We start from the raw sequence: 6,582 nt of genomic DNA, 5'->3' as shown, positions 1-6,582 counted from the left end.
GGGCGATCTGGCGCAATTGAAGCGCTATCAGCAATGGCGGATGCTCGACAATGCGATGATGGCCTCCGCCACCGATGTGCTCAACCGGCTTTACGGCCTGCCGGGCAAGGCGCCGTCGCTGGTGCGGCGCATCGGCATGCAGCTGGTCGGGCGGACCGGGCTGATCCGGCGGTTCATCATCGATGAGGCGCGGGGCACCAGCGGCGACCTGCCCGAGCTGCTGATGGCGAGCGATTGAACGGGTTGTTTTAGGGTGCGGGATTTAGCTCTACCCCGTCATTCCCGCGAACGCGGGAATCCCGCTTTGCCCCTTGTCATGAAAGCGGGGCCCCCGCTTTCGCGGGGGTGACGAAAGTGAGCTGTCAGTTGACTAGGGCTTCAACCCCCGCGTGATGAAGTCGTTCGCCGCGCTGGCGATCGCGTCCGGGGTCATGTCCTCGTTCCAGATGCCGTAGCGCAGGCCCAGGAACACGTTCATTCCCATCACCGCCCAGGCGTGCAGCTCGCTGACATCGCCGCGGATCTCGCCCGCGGCCGCGCCCGCCTGCAAGCGGCTGAGGATGCGCGTGGCGGTCACCTGATAATGCGCGCGATAGCTGTCGGAGTCGACGAACTCGGCCTCGTCGATGATCCGGTAGATTTCCTTGTGTTCGCGCGCGAATTCCAGAAAGCCCTTGAGCGCCGCGCGTTCGCGGTCGAGCGCCCCGCTTGCCTCCTGCATCGCGGCTGCGGCATGCTTGCCGACCTGGGCGGACATGTCCTGGACCAGCGCGCGGAAGATTTCGTCCTTCGAATCGAAATAGGTGTAGAAGCTGCCGAGTGCCGTGCCCGCGCGCCGGGTGATGCCGCTGATCGAGGCGTCGTGAAAACCGCGCTCGCCGAACTCGATCGCCGCCGCATCGAGCAGCTTGCGCAACGTGGCGCGCCCGCGCGCGGTGCGCGGCGTCTTGTCGGGGCGTTCGGCGGCATCGGCCGAGCGTTCGCCCTTCTCCCCCGCCATCGCTGATGGTTTTGCCGCCATGATCCACTCCCGCTGCCGGACATGATGCGTGCGTGCAACACATCTGGCCGATTTTGCCTTGGCTGTCTCCCCTTTTGCGATAAGAGTTGAAAGCTGGTTCAACTTTCACTAATGGACAATCACGTTCCGCGCAAGACCGGTCAGGCAGACGAACCGGTGCACCGCGGGCAGGTCAGGATGCAGGGAGGAAGTTCATGTCCGTTTTCGGGTTCACCCGTTTCGCCGCCACGCGCACCGCGCTGACGCTGGGCGTCGCCGCAGCAGCCCTTACGGCGCTCGCCCCTGCCGCGATCGCGCAGGAAGCGCAGGAGCAGGAGGCGACCACCGCCGATGACGGCAGCGTGATCGTCGTCACCGCCCGCCGCCGCACCGAAAACCTGCAGGACGTTCCGATCGCGATCAGCGCCTTTTCCGCCGAGCGGCTGGAAAACCAGGGCGCGCTCGACATTACCGACATCTCGCAGATCACGCCGAACACCACGCTGGAAAACTCGCGCGGCACCAACTCGACGCTCACGGCCTTCATCCGCGGCGTGGGGCAGCAGGACCCGGTTCCCGGCTTCGAGGCGGGCGTCGGCATCTATCTGGACGACGTGTATCTCAACCGGCCGCAGGCCGCGGTGCTCGACATCTACGAGGTTGAGCGGATCGAGGTGCTGCGCGGACCGCAGGGCACGCTCTATGGCCGCAACACCATCGGCGGCGCGGTCAAGTACGTCACCAAGATGCTGCCGCAGGATTTCAGCCTGAAGGTGCGCGGCACCTATGGTACCTATGACCAGGCCGAGGGCGTGGTGACCGTGTCGGCCCCGATCGGCGATATCGTCCGCGTCGGCGGCACCCTGGCACGCTTGTCGCGCGGCGGCTTTGGCGACAATCTCAACATTCGCGGGCTTGAAAACTACAACCGCGATGTCTGGGCGGGACGCGGCGCGCTGGAAATCGGCGGCTATGGCGCGCCGGTGCTGATCCGCATTTCGGGCGACTACACCCGCGACAAGTCCGATCCGCGCAACGGCCACCGCCTGATCCCGGGCATCCGCAGCGGCACCCCGGTGCTGCGCGATGTCTATGATACCCGCGCGGGTCTCAACAATCCGCAGCAGGACATCGAGGCCTATGGTCTCGCGATGAACATCTCGGCCGAACTGACCGACACGCTGACGCTGCGTTCGATCAGCGCCTGGCGCAAGGACGACAGCTTCACCCCGATCGATTTCGATGCGTTGCCCGCGATCGATGTCGACGTGCCCGCAGTCTATCGCAACGAGCAGATCAGCCAGGAATTCCAGCTGCTCTACGAAGGCGAGCGGCTCAAGGGCCTGGTCGGTTTCTACTATCTCGACGCCAAGGCTTCGACCGCGTTCGACGTGCTGCTGTTCACCACGCTCGCCAATCTCAACGCCTTCACCGCCGGCGACGTGCGCACCGACACCTGGTCGGTGTTCGGCGACTTCACCTATGATTTCACCGATCAGCTCTCGCTGTCGCTGGGTGGTCGCTACACGGTCGACAAGCGCAACTCGACCATCCTGCGCCAGACCAAGCTGGGCCGTTCGGCCGAGTTCGGCGGTACGCCGGTGATCCTGGCCACGACCTCGAACTTCAACGGCCGCGCGCGCTTTACCGATTTCAACCCGCGCGCCTCGCTGAGCTTCAAGCCCAACGAGGACCATCTGTTCTTCGCCGGATATTCGCAGGGCTTCAAGGGCGGCGGTTTCGACCCGCGCGGCCTTTCGACTGCCGCGCCCGATACCAACCGCGACGGCGTGCGCAGCCAGCAGGAAATCTTCGACTTCCTGAGCTTCGAGCCCGAAACGGTCGACAGCTATGAGCTCGGCTGGAAGGGCAGCTTTGCCGACAATGCGATCAACCTCGCGCTGACCGGCTTCTATGCCGATTACACCAATGTCCAGGTGCCCGGTTCCGCCGGGTTCGATTCCAACGGCGACGGCGTCAACGACACCTTTATCGGCATCACCACCAATGCCGGCAAGGCCGAGTTCAAGGGAATCGAATTCGAAGGCAATGCCGTGTTTGCGCGCGAATTTGCCGGATCGGGCTCGTTCCTGAGCTTCAACGCGACGCTCGGCTATATCGATGGCGAGTACAAGCGCTTCATCGACGCGCGCAACATCGACGTCGCCAATCTGCGCCGCATCCAGAACACGCCGAAATGGACCGCATCGGGCACCTTCTCGGCTGCCTTCCCGGCCTTTTCGGGCAACATCACTGCCTCGACCACGGTCAGCTATCGCCCTTCCAGTTCGAAACGCCGAGCCCGTTCCTCGACCAGGAAGGCTATGCGCTCTGGGATGCCTCGCTGATCTGGCGCGACGACGAGGACCGGTTCAGCTTCGGCATCAACGCCAAGAACATCCTCGACAAGCAGTATATCACCTCGGGCTATCAGTTCCTGTCGACCGCGCCCGATGGCACGCCGCTGCGCAATGCGGCAGGCAATCTCATCCCGACTCTGGGCACCGAGGGCGTGGCGACCGCGTTCTACGGCAACCCGCGCCAGGTGTTCGTGACCGCCGCCGTCAAGTTCTGAGGCGCGCCGGTTCGTTCGAAATAAAGGGGGAGGTGGCCGCGAGCGTCAGCTCGCGGCCACCAGCCTTTGGGTCATCGTGGCCTGAGGCGCGGCGATCAGCTGCGTCATCGGCCCCTGCTCGACGATCCGCCCGGCATCGAGCACCGCTGCGAGATGGCAGAATTGCGCCGCCAGCGCGAGATCGTGCGTGATAACGAGCATCGCTATCTCCTGATCGCGCTGCAACCGCTTCAGCAGCGCGACGATCTGCACAGCCACCAGCGGATCGAGCGCCGAGGTCGCCTCGTCGAGCACCAGCATCTCGGGTTCGGCGACCAGCGCGCGCGCGATCGCGACGCGTTGCGCCTGACCGCCCGAGAGCGCCATCGGCGTCCGGTCGGCCAGCGCGCCGTCAAGCTCGACCATCTGCAGCGCCTTCTTGACCAGCCCGGCGCGGCCCCAGCTGGTCAGGTCGGGGCGCAGATGCACCAAAGGCTCGGCGATGATGTCGGACACGCGCCAGCGCGGATCGATGCTCGCGATCGGGTCCTGAAACACCGGCTGGATCATCCGCCGCTGCTCGCGGGAGCGGCGCGCGGGCAGCGGCGCGCCCTTCCACAGGATCGCGCCCGCGCTGACCGGCCCCAGCCCGGCGATCGCGCGGCCGATAGTGGATTTTCCCGAGCCCGATCCGCCGATCAGCGCCACCGCCTCGCCCTGATGCACGGTCAGATCCACCGCGTCGACGGCGGTGACGGGCTTGGCGAACAGGCCGCTTCCGGCAAAGCGCACGGTGAGCGCTCGCGCCTCGACCAGCGGTGCGCCGGGGACGGGCAGGTCGCCGGGGAGCGGAGACCTGAGGCTGGGCGTCGCGGCCCAGAGCGCCTTGGCATAATCATGCGTCGGCGCGGCCGCAATGGCACTCGCTGCACCTGCCTCCACCACCTGTCCGCCCTGCATTACCAGCACCCGGTCGGCATGATGCTCCAGCGAGGCGAGATCGTGGCTGACAAGCAGCAGCCCCATGCCCGTCTCGCGCCGCAGCCGGGTGAGCAGCGCCATGATCTCCGCCCGCAGATGCGCGTCGAGCGCGGACACCGGCTCGTCGGCGATCAGCAGCCTGGGGCGATGCGCGATGGCGCAGGCGATCATCAGCCGCTGCCGCTCCCGACGGCCAGCCGCGCCAGCCGGTCGCGGCCCAGTTCGTCGGTGCCCAGCCAGTGCCCCGCGGTGCCGGGCGCGGCGCGGACATGGTCCCAGTCGATCGCATCGTGGCTCCAGGGGAGCAGCATCGGCAGCACAAGCGCCGCGAGCGCGATCAGCGCGACGACCGCGGCGGGCAGGGCGATGCGGCTCATGCCTGGCACCTCACGAACGGCTCCGCGGATCGAGCCAGCCATAGAGCAGGTCGGCGATAAGGTTGAACGCGATGATCAGCGCGGCATAGAGCAGGATCACCGCCATGATCAGCGGATAATCGCGGTTGAGCGCGCCCTGCACGAAATAGCGGCCTAGGCCCGGCAGCGCGAACACCGTCTCGATCACCACCGCGCCGGTCAGCAGCCCCGCCGCCGCCGGACCCAGATAGCTCACCACCGGCACCAGCGCAGGCCGCAGCGCATGGCGCGCAATGATAGCGCCTGTGCCGAGGCCGCGCGCCCGCGCCGTGCGGATATGCTCCTGCGCCAGCGCCGCGGCCAGCCCTGCGCGCGCCAGCTTGGCGATCGCGCCCGCCACCGGCAGCGCGAGCGCGATCACCGGCATGATCCAGTATTGCGGCGCGCTCAGCAGCCCGTCGCCGAGCCCACCAACCGGCAGCAACCCCAGCCACAGCCCGAAGACCAGCGCGAGCAGCGGCCCGGTGACGAAGCTGGGCAGCGCGGTGACTGTGGTGGCGGCAAGCATCAGCGTCTCGTCTGCCCAGCCGCCAGGTCGCAGCGCCGCGACCGTTCCCGCCGCCAGCCCGAGCGCCAGCGCGAGCACGATGGCAAGTCCTCCCAGCGTCAGCGACACCGGCAGGCTGTCGGCGATCAGCTGCGTGACGGTAAAGTCGCGATAGACCAGGCTCGGCCCGAAATCGCCGGTGAGCGTGCGCTTGAGGAACAGCCAGAACTGCTCGCCCATCGGCAGGTTCAGGCCATAGGCCGCCTCCAGCGCCGCGCGCGTCTCGGGCGCCAATGGGCGCTCGCCATCAAACGGCCCGCCGGGGGCAAAGCGCATCAGCGCGAACGAGGCGAGCAGCACCAGCAGCAATGTCGGAATCGCGGTCAACAACCGCCTAAGGACGAGAGCGCGCATCGGCTGCGACCATGGGGGATTGGGCGGACGGCGTCATGCGGAAAATGGGTGACATTCCATTCCGCACAGCACGTTCCAAATGCCATTGCCTCAACCGACGCAGAATGGCAGCCTGTGCCTCATGCGCTTCATCCACCTTCTTGGGCTGTGCAGTGCGTTGCACATGTCGGCTTGCGGACAGTTGCCTGAGAGAACCGTGGACGCCAAGGTCGTCAGTATCGTGTCATCGAAGAGTCGACTGAACAACGACAGGTTCGTTGTTACGGCACAGGATGAAACGGGCCTTTCAGGCAAGAAGTCTGTCAAGAAGCTGGAACTGGATTGTCGGGTCGGTGATGTCGTCAAGGCGACAGTCCGCGGAATCTCGCTCACTTTGGACAATAGCGCATGCGTGCGTGGATGAGAGAGCGACAACAGGCGAAAACCAGATCATCCCCGGATGGACTGTGTGACATTCCTCTAGCCAATATCGACAGGGTCACCTTCTTCAAGCGCGACGAAATCACGACCGACCTGATCTGCTGCGAAATAGTGTCCCCCGGGCAGGTCCAGACCTTTCACGAGGAGATGCCCGTCTGGGATGCGCTGATGGCGCATCTGGCGGGCTTGCCCGGCTTTCAACAGGACTGGTTTGCGGCTGTCTCGCAGCCTGCATTCCAGCCACGCGAGACTGTGGCCTTCGAACGCTAATCTGGCACGATAATGCCCGCCCTCTCCCCTCCCGTGTGCG

6 protein-coding genes and 2 pseudogenes are annotated in these 6,582 nt (G+C 65.8%); 3 read left to right on the top strand and 5 right to left on the bottom strand.

Going from position 1 to position 6,582, the window contains the following annotated elements; all coding sequences use genetic code 11:
- Positions 1 to 238 (top strand): annotated as a pseudogene (locus tag DM995_RS21815) (ubiquinone biosynthesis protein UbiH); the annotation flags it as partial.
- A 132-nt stretch (positions 239 to 370) separates the two neighbouring features.
- Here DM995_RS21815 and DM995_RS09835 read toward each other — a convergent pair.
- Positions 371 to 1,000, bottom strand: a complete 630-nt coding sequence (locus DM995_RS09835; protein ID WP_116969309.1) for a TetR/AcrR family transcriptional regulator — start codon at positions 998 to 1,000, stop codon at positions 371 to 373.
- 215 nt (positions 1,001 to 1,215) lie between these two features.
- Between DM995_RS09835 and DM995_RS09830 the strand changes: the two are divergent.
- Positions 1,216 to 3,575 (top strand): annotated as a pseudogene (locus tag DM995_RS09830) (TonB-dependent receptor).
- Between the two features lie 45 nt (positions 3,576 to 3,620).
- Here DM995_RS09830 and DM995_RS09825 read toward each other — a convergent pair.
- Genes DM995_RS09825 through DM995_RS09815 form a run of 3 tightly spaced genes read right to left on the bottom strand, consistent with a single transcriptional unit; the run spans position 3,621 to position 5,825 of the window.
- Positions 3,621 to 4,706, bottom strand: coding sequence for an ATP-binding cassette domain-containing protein (locus DM995_RS09825; RefSeq protein ID WP_232824274.1), 1,086 nt, complete (start codon positions 4,704 to 4,706; stop codon positions 3,621 to 3,623).
- On the bottom strand, positions 4,706 to 4,912 hold the full coding sequence (locus DM995_RS09820) for a hypothetical protein (RefSeq protein WP_198669316.1): 207 nt from the start codon (positions 4,910 to 4,912) through the stop codon (positions 4,706 to 4,708). Before DM995_RS09820 ends, DM995_RS09825 begins: the two co-directional genes overlap by 1 nt.
- Positions 4,913 to 4,922: 10 nt before the next feature.
- Positions 4,923 to 5,825, bottom strand: coding sequence for an ABC transporter permease (locus DM995_RS09815; RefSeq protein ID WP_232824266.1), 903 nt, complete (start codon positions 5,823 to 5,825; stop codon positions 4,923 to 4,925).
- A 148-nt stretch (positions 5,826 to 5,973) separates the two neighbouring features.
- Here DM995_RS09815 and DM995_RS22285 point away from each other — a divergent pair, with 148 nt between their 5' ends.
- Positions 5,974 to 6,255, top strand: a complete 282-nt coding sequence (locus DM995_RS22285; protein ID WP_116969307.1) for a hypothetical protein — start codon at positions 5,974 to 5,976, stop codon at positions 6,253 to 6,255.
- A 56-nt stretch (positions 6,256 to 6,311) separates the two neighbouring features.
- Here the strand turns inward: DM995_RS22285 and DM995_RS22280 are convergent.
- A partial coding sequence (locus DM995_RS22280; RefSeq protein ID WP_232824265.1) for a hypothetical protein occupies positions 6,312 to 6,582 on the bottom strand: 271 nt, incomplete at its 5' end.

Source organism: Blastomonas sp. UPD001, from assembly GCF_003426715.1.
Classification (GTDB): domain Bacteria; phylum Pseudomonadota; class Alphaproteobacteria; order Sphingomonadales; family Sphingomonadaceae; genus Blastomonas.
Note: the sequence above shows the minus strand (reverse complement) of the source record. Positions and strands in the feature narration are given on the sequence as shown.